General features: G+C 73.9%; 15 protein-coding genes and 1 pseudogene. 5 read left to right on the top strand and 11 right to left on the bottom strand.

The genetic code is table 11. The features are described from left to right. Window position 1: 1 nt before the first annotated feature. From AB0L29_RS31560 to AB0L29_RS31530, 7 genes are all read right to left on the bottom strand, one after another. Window positions 2–334, bottom strand: coding sequence for a TcmI family type II polyketide cyclase (locus AB0L29_RS31560; protein ID WP_365832068.1), 333 nt, complete (start codon window positions 332–334; stop codon window positions 2–4). A 72-nt stretch (window positions 335–406) separates the two neighbouring features. Continuing rightward, window positions 407–886: an SRPBCC family protein gene (locus tag AB0L29_RS31555; protein WP_365832066.1), complete on the bottom strand. Its 480-nt coding sequence runs from the start codon at window positions 884–886 to the stop codon at window positions 407–409. 1 nt (window position 887) lies between these two features. Next, window positions 888–1166: an acyl carrier protein gene (locus AB0L29_RS31550; protein WP_365832064.1), complete on the bottom strand. Its 279-nt coding sequence runs from the start codon at window positions 1164–1166 to the stop codon at window positions 888–890. A gap of 65 nt (window positions 1167–1231) precedes the next feature. Further along, window positions 1232–2476 carry a ketosynthase chain-length factor gene (locus AB0L29_RS31545; protein ID WP_365832063.1) on the bottom strand — a complete coding sequence of 415 codons (1245 nt, stop codon included), beginning with the start codon at window positions 2474–2476 and terminating at the stop codon, window positions 1232–1234. After that, a complete protein-coding gene (locus tag AB0L29_RS31540) occupies window positions 2473–3741 on the bottom strand; it encodes a beta-ketoacyl-[acyl-carrier-protein] synthase family protein (RefSeq protein WP_365832061.1) in 1269 nt (422 codons plus the stop codon). Before AB0L29_RS31540 ends, AB0L29_RS31545 begins: the two co-directional genes overlap by 4 nt. Next, complete coding sequence (locus AB0L29_RS31535) at window positions 3738–4154, bottom strand: cupin domain-containing protein (protein WP_365832059.1); 417 nt, start codon at window positions 4152–4154, stop codon at window positions 3738–3740. The genes AB0L29_RS31540 and AB0L29_RS31535 overlap by 4 nt, the downstream gene beginning before the upstream one ends. Before the next feature lie 34 nt (window positions 4155–4188). After that, complete coding sequence (locus AB0L29_RS31530) at window positions 4189–5331, bottom strand: SchA/CurD-like domain-containing protein (protein ID WP_365832057.1); 1143 nt, start codon at window positions 5329–5331, stop codon at window positions 4189–4191. Window positions 5332–5557: 226 nt separating this feature from the next. Between AB0L29_RS31530 and AB0L29_RS31525 the strand changes: the two genes are divergently transcribed. Beyond that, the gene (locus AB0L29_RS31525; RefSeq protein ID WP_365832055.1) at window positions 5558–7225 is read left to right on the top strand and encodes an FAD-dependent monooxygenase; all 1668 of its coding nucleotides are present in this window, start codon (window positions 5558–5560) and stop codon (window positions 7223–7225) included. A 20-nt stretch (window positions 7226–7245) separates the two neighbouring features. On the opposite strand, the pseudogene lhgO reads toward AB0L29_RS31525, so the two are convergent. Continuing rightward, window positions 7246–8316 (bottom strand): annotated as a pseudogene (gene lhgO / locus AB0L29_RS31520) (L-2-hydroxyglutarate oxidase); the annotation flags it as partial. Window positions 8317–8359: 43 nt separating this feature from the next. Continuing rightward, window positions 8360–9784: an MFS transporter gene (locus tag AB0L29_RS31515; RefSeq protein ID WP_365832053.1), complete on the bottom strand. Its 1425-nt coding sequence runs from the start codon at window positions 9782–9784 to the stop codon at window positions 8360–8362. A 703-nt stretch (window positions 9785–10487) separates the two neighbouring features. Between AB0L29_RS31515 and AB0L29_RS31510 the strand changes: the two genes are divergently transcribed. Then, complete coding sequence (locus tag AB0L29_RS31510; RefSeq protein WP_365832051.1) at window positions 10488–12629, top strand: asparagine synthase-related protein; 2142 nt, start codon at window positions 10488–10490, stop codon at window positions 12627–12629. A 504-nt stretch (window positions 12630–13133) separates the two neighbouring features. On the opposite strand, the gene AB0L29_RS31505 is transcribed toward AB0L29_RS31510, so the two are convergent. Beyond that, entirely contained in the window at window positions 13134–13883 is a 750-nt protein-coding gene (locus AB0L29_RS31505; RefSeq protein WP_365832049.1) for a helix-turn-helix domain-containing protein, read from the bottom strand. A 376-nt stretch (window positions 13884–14259) separates the two neighbouring features. Between AB0L29_RS31505 and AB0L29_RS31500 the strand changes: the two genes are divergently transcribed. Both AB0L29_RS31500 and AB0L29_RS31495 read left to right on the top strand, forming a co-directional pair. Beyond that, entirely contained in the window at window positions 14260–15636 is a 1377-nt protein-coding gene (locus AB0L29_RS31500) for an NAD(P)/FAD-dependent oxidoreductase (RefSeq protein WP_365832047.1), read from the top strand. Between the two features lie 175 nt (window positions 15637–15811). Beyond that, the gene (locus AB0L29_RS31495) at window positions 15812–17458 is read left to right on the top strand and encodes a SpoIIE family protein phosphatase (protein ID WP_365832045.1); all 1647 of its coding nucleotides are present in this window, start codon (window positions 15812–15814) and stop codon (window positions 17456–17458) included. A gap of 64 nt (window positions 17459–17522) precedes the next feature. On the opposite strand, the gene AB0L29_RS31490 is transcribed toward AB0L29_RS31495, so the two are convergent. Then, on the bottom strand, window positions 17523–18788 hold the full coding sequence (locus AB0L29_RS31490) for an MFS transporter (protein WP_365832132.1): 1266 nt from the start codon (window positions 18786–18788) through the stop codon (window positions 17523–17525). 123 nt (window positions 18789–18911) lie between these two features. Here AB0L29_RS31490 and AB0L29_RS31485 point away from each other — a divergent pair, with 123 nt between their 5' ends. Next, window positions 18912–19460, top strand: a complete 549-nt coding sequence (locus AB0L29_RS31485; RefSeq protein ID WP_365832043.1) for a MarR family transcriptional regulator — start codon at window positions 18912–18914, stop codon at window positions 19458–19460. The last annotated feature ends 447 nt before the right edge of the window (window positions 19461–19907 follow it).

Below are 19907 nucleotides of genomic sequence, written 5' to 3'. Positions count from 1 at the left end.
GTCAGCGCGCGTTCTCCCGGTCCCAGCCGTAGAAGCAGCGGGCCATCGCGTCCTTCGGGCTGCGCCAGGTCGCCGGGTCGTACGCCTGGACGTACGCCGAGAGCCGCTCGCTGACGTCGCGGAACTCCGGGTGGTCCGTCAGGCCGGCGATGGCGGGAGCGGGGTCCTGGGGGCTTTCGATGAGGTGGAGGTACACGTCGCCGAACTCGAAGAGCCGGCGCCGGGTGACCCCCACGAGGTGGGGGAGCTCGCCGCGGTCGGACTCGGCGAACACCTTCGCGATGTCCGGGGCCGCGCCGGGCTTCATCCGGGCCACGATCAGGGTGTGGTGCATCGGGGTGTGCCCTTCGGTGGGGTGAGCCGGTGGTGGCCGGCGTCGGTCGGTTCGATCGGAGGGGCGGCGGGGTCAGTCGGTCAGCGCGGCCTCGGCCGGCCGTTCGTCCGCCGCCTGCTCGATGCGGTCGCGGATGAGGGCCAGCTGGGTGCGGGAGTTGCGGTTGATGTTGTCCGTCATCCAGGCGTCGTCGACGGGCGCGTCCGGCTTCATCGCGAAGTCCTGGACCCAGCGCATCAGCACGCCCTCGGGCGTCTGCTGGTACGCCCAGTGGATGTCCATGAACTGGAAGGGGCCGGTCTCCACGCGGTGGGCGCGGACCGTGAGGGAGGCGCGGTCGGCGACGCGTTCGGAGACCCAGCTCCACACCCGGCCCTCCTCGTCCGGGTGCATGGTGAGCCGGAAGCGGACGCGGTCGCCCTCGCGCTCCAGGATCTCGGCGGAGGCGTACTCGCTGAACAGCCGCGGCCAGTTCTCGACGTCGTTGGTCATGTCCCAGACCAGGTCCAGCGGCGCGGCGATGACGATCTCGTTCTCGGTGTGCCCGGCCATGTCACACCGCCGTCTTGAGGGTGGCGTTCACCTGCGCGAGGAACTCCGCGGGCGTCTTGCAGCGCTCCACCTGCTCCGGCAGTCCCACGCCGTGCTTCTTCTCCAGCTCGGCCACGATGCCCAGCAGGCCCAGGGAGTCCAGGCCGAAGCTGTCGAAGCCCTCCTCGGCCCGCGCCCGCAGGTCCGGCGGTTCCACGTGCACGCCCGCGGTGCGCTTCATCAGGGCGGACAGTTCCTCGAAGGTCACCTGGGTGCCCACGCGTTCGGTCATGTCGGTCATGTGGTTGAGCTCCTTGACTCTGGTGCCCGCGCTCGAAGGGGACGGGAGGCACCTGTTCGGGGTACTTACTCGGGGAACGGCGCGGCGCCCCTGCGCAGGACGAGCGCCGAGTTGTTGCCCATGAGCCCGCGGCTGAGCACCAGTGCGGTGCGCGGCTGGGCGGGACGCGCCCGGCCGACCACCAGGTCCAGGTCGTGGCAGACGTCGAGCACATGGGGGGTGGGCGGGATCAGCTCGTGCTCCATGGCGAGCATCGCGGTCGCCACGTCGAGCACCGCGGCCGCGCAGAACGCCCGGCCGATGCCCGCCTTCGGGGCGGTGACGGGGACCCGCCGCGCGTGCGGGCCGAGCGCGTCGGCCAGGGCCAGGGCCTCGGCCCGGTCGGCCTCCGGCACGCCGAGGGCGTCGGCGAACACGACGTCCACGTCCTGCGGACGGCAGCCGGCCTCCGCCAGGGCCGTGCCGATCGCGTGCGCCAGGCCGGCCCTGGACTCCTCCCAGCGGGAGGCGCCGGTGAACGTGGCCGCGTGGCCGGCCACCGTCGCCCGCGCGTCGGCGCCGCGCTCGCGTGCCGCGCGCTCCTCCTCCAGGACGAACATCGCCCCGCCCTCGGCGGGCGCGAACCCGCAGGCGGCGGAGGTGAAGGGGCGGTAGGCCCGGTCCGGGTCGGTGCTGCGGCTGAGCTCCGGGTAACCCAGCTGGCAGACCATCGAGTACGGGGCCAGCGGGGCCTCGGTCGCGCCGGCGACGACCGTGGCGGTGCCGCGCCGTACCGCCAGCGCGGCGTGCGCGAGGGCGTCCAGGCCGCCGGCCTCGTCGGCGGCCACCACGCCGCAGGGGCCCTTGAAGCCGCCGCGGATGGAGATCTGGCCGGTGCTCGCCGCGTAGAACCAGGCGATCGACTGGTAGGGGCCGACGTACTTCGAGCCCTGGCCCCACAGTTTCTGCAGCTCGCGCTGGCCGAACTCGCCGCCGCCGGAGCCCGCGGCCGTCACCACGCCCACCGAGTACGGCGAGTCGATGTCGGCGCGGGACAGCCGGGCGTCGTCGAGGGCGAGCTGGGTGGCCGACATCGCGAAGTGCGTGAAGCGGTCGGTCTGGACGAGGTAGGTGTCCTCGATCAGGGCGGCCGGGTCGAAGTCGGGGACCTGGCCGGCGACCCTCAGGGGCAGGTGGCCGCAGCCCTCCCGGTCGATCAGGGCCAGGCTGCTGGTGCCGTCCACGGCCGTCTTCCAGAACGTCTCGGCGCCGATGCCGTGGGGTGCCACCACCCCGAGCCCGGTGACGACCGCTCGGCGGGGTGCGCTCATCTCAGCCTCCTCTCCGGCCCGGTCAGCACGACCGCGGACTGGAAGCCGCCGAAGCCGCTGCCCACCGACAGCACGCTGCGCAGCTCCCGCTCGCGTGCCTCGCGCGGCACGTAGTCCAGGTCGCACTCGGGGTCCGGTGTCTCGTAGTTGGCCGTGGGCGGCACTACCTGGTGCGCCAGGGCGAGGACGCAGGCGACGACCTCGATCGAGCCGATCGCGCCGAGCGAGTGGCCCACCATCGACTTGATCGAGCTCATCGGCGTCCGGTAGGCGTGATCGCCCAGCGACCGCTTGACCGCCGCGGTCTCGTGCCGGTCGTTCTGCTGGGTGCCGGAGCCGTGCGCGTTGACGTAGTCGATGTCCGTGCCGTCCAGGCGGGCCATGTCCAGCGCGGTGTCGATGGCCCGCGCCATCTCCAGCCCCTCCCGGGTGAGCCCGGTCATGTGGTGGGCGTTGCCGAAGGTGGCGTAGCCGGCGAGTTCGCAGTAGACGTCCGCGCCGCGGGCCCGGGCGTGCTCCAGGTCCTCCAGCACGAGCACCGCGCCGCCCTCGCCCATCACGAACCCGTTGCGGCGGGCGTCGAAGGGGCGGGAGGCGTGCTCCGGGTCGTCGTTGCTGGGCGAGGTCGCCTTGATGGCGTCGAAGCACGCCATGGTGATCGGCGATATCGGCGAGTCCGAGGCGCCCGCCAGACACACGTCGGCACGGCCCTCGGCGATGGCGTGGTAGGCGTACCCCACCGCGTCCAGCCCGGACGTGCAGCCGGTGGAGACGGTCTGCACCGGGCCCTGCGCGCCGAAGGTCTCGGCGACGGTGGAGGCGAGCGTGCTGGGGGCGAAGGCGCGGTGCAGGTGCGGTTCGGCCCGCCGGTGGTCCACGTCCCAGCGCGAGCCGCCCTCGCTGACCAGGACGTAGTCGTGCTCCAGGCGGGTGGTGCCGCCGACCGCCGTGCCGAGCACGGCCCCCATGCGCCAGGGGTCCTCGCGCGTGGTGTCCAGGCCCGCGTCGCGGACCGCCTCGGCGGCGGCGACCAGCGCGAACTGCACGTACCGGTCGCACCGCTGGACCGTCCCGCCGTCCAGGCCGTGCGCGGACGGGTCGAAATCGCACTCGGCGGCGATCTGCGAGCGCAGGCCCGCCGGGTCGAACAGGGAGATCCGGCGCGTCGCCGTACGCCCGCCGGCCAGCAGGTCCCAGAACCGGGCCGCGCCGATGCCGCCCGGGGCGACGACGCCTATGCCGGTGACGACGACCCGGCGGTTCATGACACCACCCCGGCCGGCGCGGTCTCGTCGGTCTCCTCGGTGTCGACGTGCCCGAGGTCCGGCCGGGGGGCCAGCGGACCCAGGTGGAAGACGAGGCGCGCCTCGGCGTCACCGGTGTTGCGGAAGCGGTGGCGCACGTCCTTGGGGATGAGCAGGCCCTGCCCGGCGCGCAGGGGATGCGGCACGTCGTCCAGGTCCACCTCGAAGGCGCCGGCGGTGACGTACACGAACTCCTCGGAGTACGGGTGGTAGTGCTCGGAGATGCGTTCCCCGGGCCGTACGACGGCCACGCCCATGAAGCCGCTGGTGGCCCCCGCGGTCGTGGGCGTGAGCAGGGCCCGGACGTCGCCGCCGCGCCGCCGGTTGGGCGGGATGTCGTCGAAGTCGACGATGCGTGCCTGCTGTTCTGCCATGTCGGTCACTCCCTGAAGTCGGGCGAGCGGGGGGTCAGGAGGCCGGCGCCTGACGGTCGGTCAGAGGCCGCATCCGGGCGTGCGCGAGGAACTTCGGCAGCGCCCGGTCGTCCGGGGGGCCGTCGGCACCGAGCGCGGCCGCGTCCAGCAGCCGCCCGGCCTCGGCGAGGGCGTCCGGCTCGTGCAGGGCCAGGACGGCCCCGGGCGCGCGCTCCGGTGCGCCCGCCGTGTCGACGAGCCGTACGACGAGGTCGTCGCGGTGGAAGACGGTGCAGGCGACGACCGGACTGTCCGGGTCGCCCACGGTGGCCTCGCCCTGCCGCGCCAGCAGCCGGGCGAGCGCCGGTCCGGCGCCGGGGCGGGCCGGGTAGTACAGCGCGCACCGCTCCGTTTCACCGCCCGCCCCACGCCCGGACATCACGTGGTGGACGGCGGGCAGCGCGGCCAGGGTGAAGAACAGCCGGGCGGACCGCGGGTCGGTGAGGTCACGGTCCTGTTCGAGGTGCGGGTTGAGGGCCTCCTCGACGGCGCGCACCTCGGGCTGCCGGGCCACGTGGCGCAGGGCGGCCTGCAGGTCGCCCTGCACCTCGATCGCCCGGACGATCCGGTTGCCGTGCAGGAAGAGGGAGGTGCGCAGCAGCCGCGTGGTGTCGTCCACCCGCACCTCGGGCGAGGTGTAGCCGGAGAGGATCTCCGCGACCTCGGCGACGCTGTCGGGCTTGACGGTCCAGGTGACGGCGTGCCGGACCAGGTTGTCGCCGATGCGCGGCCTGGGCTGCAGCGCGCCCCGGGCCGCCGCACCCGGACCGGCGTCCGCCTCGGCCGTCTCGCGCAGCACCGAGTAGCGCATCGAATGGGTGCCGCGGACGTAGGGCTCCAGGGGACGGACCATTTCCAGGTGCTCTTCGCTGTTGGCCCAGGCGAGGAACTCCGGTGCGCTCTCCCACTCGCTGGTGATGAGCCACTGGGTGGGGTTCTCCAGCGACTGGCACAGCTGGTCGCTGATGTGCCCCGGCACGGCGGCGACCCGGTCGCACATCCGCTCGTAGGCGTCCAGGACCTCCGCCTGGGTCCCGTCGCGGATGTCCAGCATCAGGACGACCCGCACCCGGGAACCGTCGAACACGGTGAGGGGGACACGGTCCGGGACCGTCGACACAGCGGCAGAGACCGTCATTGAGGCGCACCTCTTCCTGGAGGAACGGTGAAGGCGGCCGACGCGTCACATGACGGTGCGTCGGCCCGTGATCACGATCGTCGGGCGTGCCGTGCCACTGCGCGAACGCAGCGGGTTAAGCGGGTGAAGTGTGATCCCCGGTGCACCGCGCTCCGGCCGCGCGGGGCATGGATGACCCCGGCCGAAACCGGCCGAGTGGGCGGACATCACGCGCTGGAGGAGAAAGATGAACGCAAGAGCCGATCGGGCCGGGGACACGGTCCACAAGGTTCCGGTCCTCGTCGTCGGCGGATCGCTCGTGGGCCTGTCGACGTCCGTGTTCCTGGGCCGGCTCGGGGTACGGCACATGCTGGTGGAGCGTCACGCCGGCACCTCCATCCACCCCCGCGGGCGCGGGAACAACGTCCGCACGATGGAGGTGTACCGGGCCGCCGGCGTCGAGCAGGGGATCCGCGAGGCCGCGGCCACCCTGGCCGAGAACCACGGCATCCTGCAGACGCCCACCCTGGTCGGCGACGAGGGCGAGTGGCTGCTGCGGGACATCGACCCGGGCGGCGGACTGGCCCGCTTCAGCCCCAGCTCCTGGTGCCTGTGCAGCCAGAACGATCTCGAACCGGTCCTCCTCGACCACGCCGTGGGCCTCGGCGGCGACATCCGTTTCTCCACCGAACTGCAGTCGTTCGAGGAGGACTCGACCGGTGTCACGGCGGTGGTCAAGAGCCGGCAGTCGGGTGAGCACACCACCATCCGCGCCGACTACCTCGTCGCCGCCGACGGCCCCCGCAGCCCGGTCCGCGAGCAGCTCGGCATCGGCCAGAGCGGCCCCGGCGACCTGTTCCACAACGTCAGCCTCACCTTCCGCTCCCACCGCCTGGCCGAGTTCGTGGGCGACCGCCACTTCATCGTCTGCTACCTGACCAACCCGGAGGCCGACGGCGCCCTGCTGCCCGTGGACAACCGCGAGAACTGGGTCTTCCACGCCCCCTGGTACCCCGACAAGGGCGAGACGCTGGAGGACTTCACCGACGAGCGCTGCACCGACCACATCCGCCGCGCGGTCGGCGTACCGGACCTCGACGTGGAGATCACCGGCAAGGCGCCCTGGCACGCCGCCCAGCGCGTCGCCCGTCAGTACCGCGCCGGCCGGGTCTTCCTGGCCGGCGACTCGGCGCACGAGATGTCCCCCACGGGCGCCTTCGGCTCCAACACCGGCATCCAGGACGCGCACAACCTCGCGTGGAAACTGGCCGCGGTCCTCGGCGGCTGGGCGGGTGACGGGCTGCTGGACACCTACGACGCCGAGCGCCGCCCGGTGGCGGAGGCGACCACCGCCCGGGCCGCCGCCCGCTCCGCGGAGCACAGCCACCCCGGTTTCGCCCCGCCGCCCGGCACGAGCGGCGGCCCCCAGGGCGGCATCCTCAACGTGGCCCTCGGCTACCGCTACCCGCGCGGCGCCGTCCTGGGCGCCGACCCGGCCACCCCGGTCGTCCCCGAGTCCCTGACCCTGGCCGGCGAACCCGGCAGCAGGGCGCCCCACCTGTGGATGAGGCACCGCGGCGAACGCGTCTCCACCCTCGACCTCTACGAACGCTCCCTGGTCCTGCTCAGCGACGCGGACACCGCCACCCCGAACGCCTGGCACGAGAGCGCCGTCCGCCTCGCCGAGGAGCTGTCGGTCCCGCTGACGTCCTACCGGGTGGGCACGTCCGCCGACGCCGACCTGACGCCCGAGGACGACGTGAACTGGACGGCCCGGCACGGCACGCCCCCCGGCGGCGCGGTCCTCGTCCGCCCCGACGGGTTCGTCGCCTGGCGCTCGCAGGAACCGGTCCCGGCCGAGGAGACCGGACCGACCCTGCGCCACGTCCTGACGACGGTGCTGTCACTGGCCTGACCCGCACCCGGGACGTCCGGCCCCGCCGCGCGCGCGGCGGGGTCGTCCTCCGTCACGGCGGGCAGCAACCGGCGTACGGCCTCGGTGAAAGCGCCTTTGGACAGGGAACGCCGCAACTCGCCCGCCCCGTACCGCCAGTGCTGCCGCGCCATGCGCCACGATCCCGGCCAGCCCAGCGCCGCACCCAGCTCGCGCGGGCGGACCGTGCTCCAGCCGTAGCCCTCGCGGGCGAGCGCCGGCACCGCGTTGGGGCCGACGTGGACGTCTCCGTGGACCCCGCGCGTGAGGTGCACCCCGAGGAACGGGAACGCCGGGTCGGGGACCGGGTACACCAGGCCCCGGACCAGCTCCGGCCGGGCGAGGTCGTAGTACTCGCCGCGGAAGGGGATGATCCGCATGCCGGGGTCGTCCCCGGTCAGCCGCGCGATCTCGTCGCAGTGCAGGCCCGCGCAGTTCACCAGGACCCGGCCGCGTACGACGTCCCCGGATCCGGTGAGCACGGCGACACCGTGCTCGGGGCGCCGGTCGACGCGTACGGCCTTCGCGCCGTGGCGGATGTCCGCGCCGGACGCCTCGGCCAGCCGGCGGGCCACGCCGGCGAAGTCGCAGACGCCGGTCGTCCCGACGTGTATGGCCGCCAGGCCCCGCACCTCCGGCTCGTACTCCGCGATCTGGGCCGCGCCCAGCTCCCGTACCGGGATGCCGTTCTCCCGGCCGCGCTGCACGAGCGCGTGCAGACGGGGCAGCTCGGCGCGGTCGGTCGCGACGATCAGCTTGCCGGTGACGGCGTGGGCGATGTCGTACTCGGCGCAGAACTTGACCATCTCGGCGGCGCCCCGCACCGCGTAGCGGGCCTTGAGGGAGCCGGGGCGGTAGTAGACGCCGCTGTGGATGACGCCGCTGTTGCGGCCCGTCTGGTGGCGGGCCGGGCCCGGCTCCTTCTCCAGCACCGTGACGCGGGTGCCCGGCGCGGCGCGCGTGATCGCGTACGCCGTCGACAGGCCGACGATCCCGCCGCCGATCACCAGCACGTCACAGTCGTATGCGATCTGGGCCCGCACCTGTTCCACCTCCCGGCTTCGATAGTGCACTGCGCCACTGACAATGCCCTCAAACCCGGGAGACGGCCGACTCTCAGGCCGGCGCCATCAGCAGCGGCCGGGCGCGCTCCCGCAGCTCGACCACGCGGGGTTCGTCGCCGTAGGGCTCCAGCCGGTGCAGGAGGTCCTTGACGTACTCGGTGGTGCGGGCCGAGGAGATGCGCCCGGCCACCTCCACCGCCCGCACGCCCTGCTCGCAGGCCGCGTCCAGGTTTCCCGACTCCAGTTCGGCGACGGCCGAGACGACCAGGCGCAGGCCGTGCGAGCGGACGAACTCCTCCGTCGGCCTCGACAGCGCCTGCTCGGTGAAGCGGCGGACCTGGCGGGGCGCCTTGAGGTCGCGGTAGCACTCGGCGGCGTCGGCGGCGAAGCGGTCGTAGGAGTAGAAGCCGAGCCAGCTCGGGTCGTGGTCGCCGGGGCGGGCGCGCTCCAGCCAGCTCTCGGCGGCCTTCAGGGCCGCGCCGGCCGCCTGGGCGTCGCCCGCGCGCGCGTGGGCGCGGGCCTCGACGAGGCGGAAGAAGCTCATGGTGCGGGCCGTGGCCAGGCCCCGGTTGCGTTCCAGGGCGGCCTGGGCGAGGTCGACGCCCTCGTCGCCGAAACCGCGGTAGGTGGCCTGCAGGGACATGGAGGCCAGGACGTAGCCGCCCAAGGGGACGTCCGCGGCCGCGCGGGCCAGGCGCAGGGCCTGGATGTAGTAGCGCTGGGCCGCTTCCTGCTGGCCCGTGTCGAAGGCCATCCAGCCGGCCAGGCGGGTGAGTTCGGCGGCGGCGCCGAACAGGGCCCGGCCGACCTCGTCGGAGTAGGAGCCGAGCAGCAGGGGGGCGGCCTCCACCCGCAGGCACTCGGGGACCATCGACGAACGCCAGTCCCCGCCGCCGTACTTGGAGTCCCAGCGCCGCGCGTCCTCGGCGGCCTCCCGGAGCTTGCGCACATCGCTGTGGCCGACTTTGATCGGTGCGCCGGCGCCCTCGGCCGGGTTCGCCTCGCGCGCCACCGAGCTGTCGGCCGGGGTTATCAGCCACCGTGAGGCGGGTGTTGCGTATGCGCTCACCGCGAAGGAGCCGGCCAGCGACTGCCAGATGCCGCCGGAGCCGGCGCGGCGGCCGGCGAGGTCGAGGCGGTACAGCTCCGTCGCGGACCGCACCGCCTGCCCGACGTCCCGGGGGAAGGCCAGGCCCACTTCGGGCGCGGGGTCCGCGTCCGCCAGCCCTATCTCGTGCAGCGGCACCGGACGGCCCAGCTTCTGCCCGATGGCGGCGGCGATGAGGTGCGGCGCGGCGCCCTGCGGCACCATGCCCTTCGACACCCAGCGCGCCACCGACGTCTTGTCGTAGCGAAGTGTCAGACCGCGTTGCGCGCCGAGGTCGTTGACGCGCCGCGCGAGGCCCGCGTTGGAGATTCCCGCGAGGGCGAGAACGGCGCCGAGTTTTTCGTTCGGCCCGCGTTGCTCCCTGGACATGCGCCACCCCTCGACACAGACGGCTGCCGCACTGGCATAACCACGCGGCATTCGTAAACCCAGCGTAGTTCGCCGCATCCCAAGCGTTAAGGGGCATTGTTCCGGATGGCGGGATTGTGGTCCGTACTGAAGTGCGGGTCCGATACGCGCAGTTGCGACGTGCTCCCGTTGTGTGGCCGTGCGCCCGCCCGTGCGCTCTTCTCCGGCCATCACGGGAGCGGTTCCATGGCCGTGCGTGGGTCGGCCCGCTGTACTGGATCCAGTGGGCTGGGGGACACCGCCGCCTTCATCCCCGCGGGCGGCGGAACGGTCCGGGAGGCGCACTCCGTCTCCCGGGCCGCGCGACCGCCGGGCGGTGCGCAGAGCCTGTACGGAGCGTGTTCGGCGTTGCCGCCGCGGCTTCGATTTGACTGAAAACAGACCCCGCCCTCCGAGCGAAATCGTCGCCTCTACCACGATACTCGAGGGCGCGTCGGGCGTTCTCGGAGGCGCGTACGGGGGCGCATTCGCGCCGCGAAGTGCCTTGTCCTTGCAGTACGTTGGCCCGGCGCATCCCCGAGCCGACGGAGCGCGGACGCGCACGCCGGGGCGCGTTCGCCGGAGCGCAAGCAGATTCACGCACCCTCTACGGCGTGTCCTTCATGGCAGCATGGTGAACCGGTTCGTACGGTGCACTGATTGTCCACAGCCTGTGGAGGCGTCGATGCGGTGGTTGGTGGGATGGAGCAGCACCGCCGCGGGAGCCGCCCGGGCCGGCTCCGCGGGAACCACCGGATACGGCACGGGGTACGACGCGGGACCCGACGGCGAGACGGTGCACCCGGTGGGCTCCCAGCTCCTGTGGGGCGGCCCCGATCCCCTGTGGGCGGTCGGCGACTGGCGCCCCGACGAGGTGCGCGTCGTGCAGGCCGACGGCCAGACCCGCATCGCCGTCCTCGGCATCTGCGGCGCCGGCGACGAGCAGCTGCGCGTCGCCCTGTTCGCGGCGCGCGGGGGCGCACTGCGGCACCTGACCGCCTGGCCGGGCAGCTACACGGCTGTCGTGCAGGTCGGCCGGCGGATCACCGTCTGCGGCGACCTGGCGGGCGCGCGCCCGGTCTTCCACACCCCCTGGGCCGGCGGTACGGCGTACGCGACGGCCGCCCTGCCGCTGGCCGACCTCGTCGAGGCCAACCTCGACTTCGGGCACCTCGCCGCCCTGCTCGCGGCCCCGGACGTGCCCGCCGCCCTGCACGACTCCACTCCGTACGACGGCGTGAAACGCGTTCCGCCGGGGCACGCCCTGATCCTGCGCGCCGGGGCCCGGGAGATCGCCGGGTACGAGCCTGTCGCCTCCCTCGCGGTCGCCGCGCCCCCGGCCGACCCGGACAGCGCGGTCGACGCCGTGCGCGACGCGCTGGTGGAGGCCGTCCGCACGCGGCTGTCCGCGCCCCGGCACGTTCCCGGGACCGACATCGACCCGGGGCCGGTGCCCGGCATGGGACCCGCCGAGCGGCGTGCCGCGCGCGGGATGCCCGTCGCGGGCATCGGGTCCGACCTGTCGGGCGGACCGGCCTCGGGGACGCTCGCGCTGCTGGCGGCGGGCCTCCCGGGCATGCCGGGGACCGTGCTCGGCCACGGCACGGGCGCCGGCGAGCGGCTGCTGGCCGTCACCTTCAACGACCTGACGCTCGACGGGCGGGAGGCCGAACTGGAACGGGCGGGGGCGCTGGCGGCCAACCCGCGCCTGCACCACGTGGTGGTGGCAGGCGGCGAGGAGACCCTGCCGTACGCCGAGCTCGACGGGCCGCTGACGGACGAGCCGGGGGCGTGCCTGGTGACGGCGGCGCGGCACCGGGCGCGCCTGGCCTCGGGCAGCGCGGACCACTTCACCGGGTACGGCGCCCGCCAGGTGCTGGACGCCCACCCGGCGCGGCTGGCCGACCTCCTGATGGACCGCAAGCGGCGCCACCTGGTGCGGCCCGTCGCCGCGCTGGCGAAGGCGGACGGCTCCGTGATAGTCCCCGCGCGCGTGTACGCGGCCGCGCGGCGGCTGGCCCGCACGCCGTACCGGGCGGGGCTGGAGGCCCTGGCCGAACGTCTCCTGGATCACCGCCCGGACGGGCTCGACGGCCCCGGCGGGACCGGCGGCGCGGTGGAGGCCTCGCTCGCCGCGCTCACCTGGGGCAGACCCGGGCCGGCGGCGCGCTGGCTGACGGGAGAGGCACTCGCTGAAGTATCGGTTCGCCTGCAGGCGTCGACGCATCGGGCCGAAGTGGGGCCGGGGCAGCGGCCCGGTGACTTCCGCGCGCGTGCGGCGCTGGCGCGGTACGCGGCGGACCTGCGGGTGCTGGAGCAGGCCGCGGAGGTCCGCTTCCAGCGCCTGCACGCGCCGTTCCTCGACAACCAGGTCGTGCGGGCCGCGCGGGCGCTGCCCGAGGCGCTGCGGGTGCAGCCGGGGGCGCGGGCGGCGATCCTGCGCAGGGTGCTGGAGGGCGCCGGGGTGCGGGAGCTGCCGCCCGGGTGGGGCGCGCCGACCCAGGCGACGGCGGCGACCGCCGCGCGTACCGGGTTGCGGGTGGCCGCGGACTCCCTGCTGGCGCTGTTCGAGACACCGCTGCTGGCGGAGGCCGGGCTGGTGGAGGCCCGGGTGGTGCGCAAGGCCCTGCGGGGAGCGGCGGCCGGTGAACCACTGCCCGTGGACGGGCTGGCGGACCTGGTCTCCCTGGAACTCTGGCTCCGCCGCCTGCTGTCCCGCCGGGGCACGTGCTGGACGGGCACGCCCGCCCGCGCGCGGGCCGTCCCCGCGGGGATCGCGCCGCAGCGGGGTGCGCTGGGTGCGGGGGCCGCGGCGCGGCGAGCGTGAGGACGCCCGCGTCGGTCTGCGCGGCGCCCGTGTCGGTCTGCGCGGCCCCGGCGCCGGTGTCCTGCGGCAGCACACCCGGGAACGGGTGACCGCCGGCTGCGCCCGCCCGGCCGGCCGACGCCGCGGTGCCGGCGTGGCCGTGCGACTCGCCGCGTCCGCCCGCGCCCGTCCGCGTCCATCCGCGTCCGTCGCGCAAGGCCCCCGCCGGCTGACCCACCGGCCTCGGACAGCGGGCCGGAGTGTCCCGACCGGCTTCCGGCCAGGCCCCGCAGGACGGACCGCCACTCGTCCGCGGGGCCTCGCCGCACGGTCGTACCGATCGCCACCCGTTCGGGGAGGGCCCGTCTCTCGCCCCGGCGAGAGACGCGGGGCCGCCCGGCCGGCGGGACCGGAAACCCCCCGAGGGGTGCACGGGCTGCGCGACGTCCACGCCCCGCCGTCACCCCCGCGCCGCACGCCCCGCGGGTGCGCGAGCGGCGCGGGACGGACGCCCCGGTCTCGGTCTCACGCCGGCCGGGACCGCAGGCCCTCCAGCAGGATGTCCAGGAGCCGCGCCGAGGCGGCCGCCTGCTGCGCCGCGTCCGGCAGCGAGGGCGCGGCCGTCGCGATCACCAGCAGGACGTCCGACACCGACACGTCCGGCCGCAGCTCACCCGCCGCGTGCGCCCGCTCCACGAGCTGGCCGACGACCTCCAGCAGAGCCGCCGCCCCCGCGTCGTCCTCCGGCGCGGGAGCCGCCGGCTGCTCGGGCACCAGCCGCAGCTCACCCGAGCCGGGCTGGGTCCGCTGCTGCGGCACCCGCGCCGACTGCTCCTCGGCAACCCCGACCCGCAGCACCTGCGGCGGCAGCAGCCGCCCGGCACCGGAGGCCACCGACGTGCGCAGGAAGCGCGACAGCGCCGACCACGGCTCGTCCTCCTGGCCGAGCGCCGTACGCGCCTGGTCGGTCAGCCGGGAGGTCTCCTCCTCGGCTATCCGCCGCACCAGGACGTCCTTGCTCGGGAAACGCCGGTACACCGTGCCGACGCCGACCCGCGCGCGCCGCGCCACGTCCTCCATCGGCGCGCCGTACCCCAGCTCGCCGAAGACCTCGCGCGCCGCCCGCAGGACGTGCTCCAGATTGCGCTGCGCGTCCACCCGCAGCGGTGTCGTCCGCGCCCCGTCCGCGCGTCCGTCGCCCGCCGCCGCGCTCATCGTCATGCCGCCCGTCGCGATGGCGGACGCGGACGACCAGTGCGAGTCCTGAACATGCATAAGCATTCCCCCGGTAATGACGTCTCCCCCCGGAGACTCCCCGTCATCGAAAGCCGGAGCGTGTCGGAACGGGCCCGGATCACGAACCCGCCCGTCGCGGACCCGATGAGCGCATCCCCCTACACCCCGTTGACACGAACATAGTTGAGAGGGAGTCAATTCAGAAGGGGCAGGTTCCGCACGGAGCGCCCCCCGATCGGAGCACGGGCCGCATACGTCCCGATTGCTTCCTCCGCACGCCCTCTGCGAACTCTCGCTGACCTGCGCCCCTGACGCGCGCCGCGGCGGACGGCCCGGTACCGCGCGCCCGCGCCGCGCGGTCACACAATTCGTCGGGGCTGTGGACAAACGCAAGCGCCGGGTGCGTCATGGGAGGGTGAAGGAACGTGCGCGCATTCTCGTTGTCGGCGGTGGCTACGTCGGGATGTACACGGCCCTGCGCCTGCAGAAGCGACTGAAACAGGAACTGAGGCGGGGCGGGATCGAGATCACGGTCGTCACGCCCGACCCGTACATGACGTACCAGCCGTTCCTCCCCGAAGCGGCCGCCGGCGCCATCTCGCCGCGCCACGTCGTCGTACCGCTGCGCCGGGTCCTCGGCCACTGCGACGTGATCATCGGCGAGGTCCGGGCCGTCGACCACGCCCGGCGCACCGCCGTCGTCACCACCCTCGCCACCGGGCAGGAGGGAACCGCCGGACGGCGGCTGACCTACGACGAACTCGTCCTCGCGCCCGGCTCGGTCTCGCGCGCCCTCCCGGTCCCGGGCCTCGCCGACCACGGCATCGGCTTCAAGACCGTCGAGGAGGCCATCGGCCTGCGCAACCACGTCCTGGAACAGATGGACATCGCCTCCTCCACCCGCGACCCCGCCGTCCGGGACGCCGCCCTCACCTTCGTCTTCGTCGGCGGCGGGTACGCCGGCGTGGAGGCGCTCGGCGAGCTGGAGGACATGGCCCGCTACGCCGCGCGCTACTACCACAACATCCGGCCCGAGGACATGAAGTGGATCCTCGTCGAGGCCTCGGACCGCATCCTGCCCGAGGTCGGCGCGGACATGGGCCGCTACACGGTCACCGAGCTGCGCCGCCGCAACATCGACGTGCGCCTGGAGACCCGGCTGGAGTCCTGCGCGGACCGGGTGGCCGTCCTCAGCGACGGCGCCCGCTTCCCCACCCGTACGGTCGTGTGGACGGCCGGCGTCAAACCCCACCCGGTCCTGGCCGCCACCGACCTGCCGCGCACCGGACGCGGACGCCTGCGGTGCACCGCCGAGCTCGCGGTCGAGGGCGCCCCGCACGCGTGGGCCGCCGGGGACGCCGCCGCCGTCCCCGACGTCACCGCCGGCGAAGCCGGCCGGGAGTGCGCGCCCACCGCCCAGCACGCCGTCCGCCAGGCCAGGCTCCTCGGCGACAACATCGCGCACGCCCTGCGCGGCGAGCCCCTGGAGACGTACGCCCACCGGTACGTCGGATCGGTCGCCTCCCTCGGCTTCCACAAGGGCGTCGCGCACGTCTACGGACGCAAGGTCAAGGGCTACCCCGCCTGGTTCCTGCACCGCGCCTACCACCTCAGCCGCGTGCCCACCTTCAACCGCAAGGCGCGGGTGCTCGCCGAATGGACCCTGGCCGGGCTCTTCAAACGGGAGATCGTCTCCCTGGGTTCACTCGAACACCCCCGGGCGGAGTTCGAACTCGCGGCCGGTGGAAAGCCTTCCCAGGACCCCCCGGGCAACCCGAAGGGGTCGTCCTGACCGGACCCAGGAACTCCACCGGCCGGCCCGGCGTCTGACGGATGTTGGCCCGGCCGGCGCACTGCCAGACTGGTCCACCACCACCGCGGGCGGGCCACCGCTCACCCCGGTGCGGCCCCCGGGCCCCGGCCGGTTCCGGTGCCGGCCTCCGACGACTAGCACGAGGCAAGGATTCGTGAACTTCACGCGCTGGAGCGCCCGGCTCCCCGGAACGCAGCGCCGCGCCGCAGCGCGGACCGAACAGACGCTCTCCCCGGGCCGGCGGGGGGAGGACTCCCTGCCCGCGGCCCGCGCCGAACAACCGGCCGACGGGCCGCCGTCCGTCCCCGCCGTCGACGACCTGCGCGTCCGCGAGGTCCTCGACCGCGTCCCGTCCCTCGCCGCCCTGGTCCACGGCCCCGACCACCGCATCGCCTACGTCAACGGCGCCTACACGGCGGCCTTCGGCGTCCGCCCGCTCGGCGCCCGCGCGCGCGAGGCCCTGCCCGAGCTGCGCGAACTCGGCCTGCTGCCGCTGCTCGACCAGGTCCTGCGCAGCGGCCGGCCCCGTACGGTGAAGTCCCGCAAGGCCCCCGACGGCCGCTCCTACACCTTCACCTGCACCCCGGTCACCGAAGGAGACGGCGGCGGCCGGGGCGTCCTCGTCTTCGCCACCGACGTCACCGACCACGCCGAAGCCGCCGAACGCCTGCGGGCCAGCGAGCGCCGCCAGCGCGAGACGGCCGTCACCCTCCAGCGCTCCCTCCTGCCGCAGGAACTCGAACAACCCGACGACCTGCGCATCGCCGCCACCTACCACCCCGGCGGCACGGAGGCCGCGGTCGGCGGCGACTGGTACGACGTGATCACCCTCGGCGGCGGCCGCACGGCCCTGGTCATCGGCGACGTCATGGGCCGGGGCGTCCGCGCCGCCGCCGTCATGGGCCAGCTCCGCACGGCGGTCCGCGCCTACGCCCGCCTCGACCTCCCCCCGCACGAGGTCCTCCAGCTCCTGGACGGCCTCGCCACGGAGATCGACGCCAACCAGATCGCCACGTGCGTGTACGCCATCCACGACCCGAACGAGGGGCGGCTGGTGTACTCCTCCGCGGGCCACCTCCCCATCCTGGTCCGCGACGAGAACGGCACCGTCCTGCGCGCCGACGAACCGACCGGCCCCCCGCTCGGCACCGGCGGCTGGATGCACGCCTCGGGTTCGGTCCCCCTCGGCCCCGGCTCGACGGCCGTCCTCTACACCGACGGCCTGGTGGAGCGCCGCAACGAGGACCTGGACGAGGGCATCGCCGCCCTGGAACGCGCCCTGGCCGGCGCCACCGGCACCCCCCAGGTGGTCTGCGACCGCCTGGTCCGCTCGGCCGGCGTCACGGCCGACCACGACGACGACGTGGCCGTGCTGGTCCTCCAGCACCCGGTCCGCACCGGCCCGGACGGCGAGCTCTTCCGCAACGCGGCCCTGGAGCTCCTGGGCGGTGTGGAGGCGGCCCCCCGCGCGCGTGCCTTCGCCTCCGGCGTCCTGACCAGCTGGCGCTTCACCGCCGACCTGCACGACCTGGGCGTCCTGGCCACCAGCGAACTGGTCGCCAACTCCCTCCAGCACGGCACGCCCCCCATGCGCCTGCGCCTGCGCCGCACCGACCGGCGCCTGATCATCGAGGTCACCGACGGCGACGACCACCTGCCCAGACGCCGCCGGGCGGAACCGGGCGACGAGTCGGGACGGGGCATCGCCATCGTCGCGACGATCGCGTCGAACTGGGGGTGCAGACGGACGCCGGGGGGCGGCAAGGCGGTCTGGTGCGAGTTCGCGCTGCCGCGCGCATGAGCCCGCCTGCGGATACGCGGCTGCCCCGGACGGGCTACCGCTCGTCCGGGGCAGCCACGCCCCCTCACACCTCGGCCGACACGGGCTCCCCGCCACGCGCCACCACGCGGCTCCTCGCCACCCACGGCCGGTCCTGCGCGTCCGTCAGCTCCCGGCCGAGCCGCATGGCGAGCACCGTGATCGCCAGCGAGAACAGCAGGAACGCCACGATGTACGGCGCGTGCAGCGACGCCCCGAGCGGCCCGCCCACCGCCGGCCCCACGGCCAGCGCCAGCTGCTTCACCAGGGCGAAGGCGGAGTTGTACTGCCCCGCCATCCCGGCCGGCGCGAGATCGGCGACCAGCGGGGCGACCGTCGGCGACAGCATCGCCTCACCCAGCCCGAACAGGGCGTACGTCGAGACGAACGCGGCGGTGGCCATCTCCTGGCTTCCGTTCCCGAGCCCCGCGTATCCGGCCACGGCCCAGGCCAGGGCCCAGATCAGCCCCACGGCCGCGATCACCCGCGACCGGCTGCGCCGCTCCACGAACCGCAGCACCGCGAACTGCGCCACCACGATCATCAGCGTGTTCGCCGCGAGCGCCGTCCCCAGCGCCGACGTCGAGATCCCGGCGGCCTCGACGCCGTACGCGCTCAGCCCCGACTCGAACTGCCCGTAGCAGGCGAAGAACAGCACGAAGCCCAGCACGCACAGCTGCACCATGGCCCGGTTGCCCGCCAACTGCCTCCAGCTGCCCTTGGCCGAGCCCGCCGGCGCGTCCTCGATCCGCGGCGAGTGCGGCGTCCGCACGGTCGCCATCACCACGACCAGCAGCAGGAACATCGCCGCCTCGATCGCGAAGAGCAGCGTGAAGGACGAGACGCGCGTGGTGTCGACGAGATGCCCCCCGATGAGCCCGCCGATGCCGAGCCCCAGGTTCTGCAGGAAGAACTGCATCGCGAACGCCCGCGACCGGGTCTGCGCCGACGAGCAGTCCACGATCATCGTCGCCAGCGCCGGCTGCATCACGGCCTGCCCGGCCCCCAGCACGGCCGCCGACAGCAGGACGGTCGCCGCGCTGCCCGACACCCCCAGGCCCAGCGCGCCGACGGCGGCGGCGACCAGGGCGGCGAGCAGCACCGGAAGCGGGCCGCGCCGGACGATGGCCCGCCCGGCGAACGGCAGCACGATCAGCGCGGCCACGGCGAAGACGGCGAGCACGAGCCCCGCCGTCATGGCCCCCAGCCCCCGCACCTGCGCCACATAGACGTACAGATAGGGAACCGTGAAGCCGAGTCCGAACGCGCTGAGTGCGTTGCCCACGTGGATCCGGCGCATCGCCGTGCCCATCGCCCTGGTCACGTTCACCTCTCTCACTAGTTAGGAGTGAATACTTCGAAGCTAAAGTTCGATGCTAAAGAGTACACATCGAAGGACTTCGAGGCAAAGCGAGGGCGTGCGATACTGCCGCCCATGGCCGACACCCCCGGGGCCGGCGAGCCGACCCTCGAAGAGCAGATCGCCGCTTACCAGCGCGAGTTCCAGGACCTCGATCCCCAGGTCGAGAAGATCGTGTCGGCGCTGTCCCGTCTGAACCGCCGCATGAACGTGGCGTACGGCCGCCAGACCGCCGCCCTCGGCATCAGCAACGCCGAGTGGGAGGTCCTCAAGGCCCTCGTCCTGTCCGGCGCCCCGTACCGCATGGGCCCGAGCGACCTCGCCAAGCGCCTCGGTCTGACCCCGGCCGCCATGACCCACCGGATCGACCGCATGGTCACCGAAGGTCTGGTCACCCGGGAACGGGACGAGTCCAACCGCGTACGCGTGATCGTGGAGCTGACACCGGAAGGGCGGGAGAAGTGGCTGGAGGCGATGCGTCTGGCGACGGTCTTCGAGGAGGACCTCCTTCAGGACCTCTCCGCGCAGGAGCGCACAGCCCTCGGCGAGGTCCTCACGCGCCTGCTGCGCAGGGTGGAGCACGCCCAGCCGGACGCCGGCGGGCGCCTCTCCGACCTGGACTGACGCGGCACGTAAAAGATCTTGACAGGGGCTGCTTGACAGCCATCTGCACGATCCGTAGAGTTCTTCGGGTTGCCGCGGAGCCGTAACGGTTCTGCGACGGCACTTCCGCCGCACGAGCGGCACCCAATCATCAGCAAGATCTCTCCCGACGGGGTTGATTTCGGCGTGCCCGAATTCAATTCGAATGGGGGGCGAGAACTTGATCGGCAGTCGATGACTCCGATTTTGGACTCGCCGCGAGAGCGCGCTAAGGTTGGAGACGTCGGAACGGCCCAACAGCCGTGACGACAACCCCCTTCTGACTGGGGATCAGGCCGAAAGGATCTGATAGAGTCGGAAGCGCCGGAAAGGAAAACGCGGAAGCGGGAACCTGGAAAGCACCGAGGAAATCGGATCGGAAAGATCTGGTAGAGTCGGAGACGCAAGACCGAAGGGAAGCGCCCGGAG

Origin of the sequence: Streptomyces sp. NPDC052701 (assembly GCF_040678355.1) — a bacterium.
Classification (GTDB): Bacteria; Actinomycetota; Actinomycetes; order Streptomycetales; family Streptomycetaceae; genus Streptomyces.
This window is presented reverse-complemented; position numbering and strand designations above follow the sequence as displayed.

Excerpts from the sequence above, each read along its gene's own strand:
- AB0L29_RS31560 (WP_365832068.1), bottom strand. The coding sequence starts at position 334 with ATGCACCACACCCTGATCGTGGCCCGGATGAAGCCCGGCGCGGCCCCG.
- AB0L29_RS31555 (WP_365832066.1), bottom strand. The coding sequence starts at position 886 with ATGGCCGGGCACACCGAGAACGAGATCGTCATCGCCGCGCCGCTGGAC.
- AB0L29_RS31550 (WP_365832064.1), bottom strand. The coding sequence starts at position 1,166 with ATGACCGACATGACCGAACGCGTGGGCACCCAGGTGACCTTCGAGGAA.
- AB0L29_RS31545 (WP_365832063.1), bottom strand. The coding sequence starts at position 2,476 with ATGAGCGCACCCCGCCGAGCGGTCGTCACCGGGCTCGGGGTGGTGGCA.
- AB0L29_RS31540 (WP_365832061.1), bottom strand. The coding sequence starts at position 3,741 with ATGAACCGCCGGGTCGTCGTCACCGGCATAGGCGTCGTCGCCCCGGGC.
- AB0L29_RS31535 (WP_365832059.1), bottom strand. The coding sequence starts at position 4,154 with ATGGCAGAACAGCAGGCACGCATCGTCGACTTCGACGACATCCCGCCC.
- AB0L29_RS31530 (WP_365832057.1), bottom strand. The coding sequence starts at position 5,331 with ATGACGGTCTCTGCCGCTGTGTCGACGGTCCCGGACCGTGTCCCCCTC.
- AB0L29_RS31525 (WP_365832055.1), top strand. The coding sequence starts at position 5,558 with ATGAACGCAAGAGCCGATCGGGCCGGGGACACGGTCCACAAGGTTCCG.
- AB0L29_RS31515 (WP_365832053.1), bottom strand. The coding sequence starts at position 9,784 with ATGTCCAGGGAGCAACGCGGGCCGAACGAAAAACTCGGCGCCGTTCTC.
- AB0L29_RS31510 (WP_365832051.1), top strand. The coding sequence starts at position 10,488 with ATGCGGTGGTTGGTGGGATGGAGCAGCACCGCCGCGGGAGCCGCCCGG.
- AB0L29_RS31505 (WP_365832049.1), bottom strand. The coding sequence starts at position 13,883 with ATGCATGTTCAGGACTCGCACTGGTCGTCCGCGTCCGCCATCGCGACG.
- AB0L29_RS31490 (WP_365832132.1), bottom strand. The coding sequence starts at position 18,788 with ATGGGCACGGCGATGCGCCGGATCCACGTGGGCAACGCACTCAGCGCG.
- AB0L29_RS31485 (WP_365832043.1), top strand. The coding sequence starts at position 18,912 with ATGGCCGACACCCCCGGGGCCGGCGAGCCGACCCTCGAAGAGCAGATC.